At 42.9% G+C, this 1,075-nt stretch carries 1 protein-coding gene; it reads left to right on the top strand.

Annotated elements, in window-relative coordinates; translation table 11 throughout:
• Positions 1-149: 149 nt before the first annotated feature.
• The coding region (locus tag RCO25_RS34585) for an IS4 family transposase (RefSeq protein ID WP_309000568.1) at positions 150-1,075 on the top strand (926 nt) is incomplete at its 3' end.

Here is a 1,075-nt window from a genome sequence, read left to right as displayed (position 1 = left end):
CTTCGCAGAGCGAAATTGGCTTTAAACCCTTGATAAGTATAGCTAAACCAAGAAAATATTAATCTCTTGCAAAATAGAAAACACCGCTTCGGTTTGGTATAGTGATTGTGACGAGCAATCCACTACCACACAGAAGAGGTGTCCTCTATATGATAGAGCAAAAAGAGCCATGTAATCAACTACCCAAAGAAATTAAACCAGCATTCAAAGAGCTGGGTGTGCTCCAGCATTTAAAAGACGCGAAAATCAATAAGAAATTTGGTTATTCAGCGGCGTATCTTTTTCAGCTTGTGTTCGTTCTCTTGTTTCATCAGAAAAATTGGTTTCGCCTGCTCGAAAGTGAAAAAGCCGAATCATTTCCAGGTAAAGATGCCGTTTATCGGTTTTTAAATCATAATAAATTTGCTTGGCGGCAGTTTCTCATAGCTCTGAGCACTGCAACCGTTCGGAAAGTCGAGCTACTCACTTCCGATAATCGCGTAACTGCATTCATTTTTGACGATTCGATGTTTGATCGTAACCGCAGCAAAGCGGTAGAATTGCTCGCAAGATTCAAAGATCACGCTACAGGAGCCTATTACAAAGGCTTCCGCATGCTCACGATGGGATGGTCCGACAGCCATTCGTTTATCCCCATGGATTTCGCTTTACTTAGCTCGACGAAATCTCAAATCAATGGTACTTCAGACAGAATTGATAAACGCACCACCGGCTTTAAACGCCGTGAAGAAGCACTGCTTCCTGCTCCGAAGGTAATCGCCTCTATGATTGATCGTGCCATAGCTGCTGGTGCATCTGCGTCTTACACCTTAATGGACAGTTGGTTCACCCATGCACCACTCATCAAAGAAATCATAGATCGAGGACTTCATGTCATTGGTATGATTAAAAATGACAACAAGCGCTACCTTGTAAACGGAAACCGCCTGAACCTAAAGGAATTGTATCTGGCAGCTCCACAAGTTGAAGGAAAGAAGTCCGATATCCTTCATTCCATTCGAACAGAATTGGTTCCAGGGATCCCTATTCTCGTGGTATTTATTCGGCATCGTTCAAAGAAGAAGGAATGGTTGGC

It is taken from the genome of Paenibacillus sp. LHD-38 (assembly GCF_031157315.1).
Classification (GTDB): Bacteria; Bacillota; Bacilli; order Paenibacillales; family Paenibacillaceae; genus Pristimantibacillus.
The sequence above is the reverse complement of the archived record's forward strand: the minus strand, read 5'-3'. Positions and strand labels throughout refer to the sequence as shown.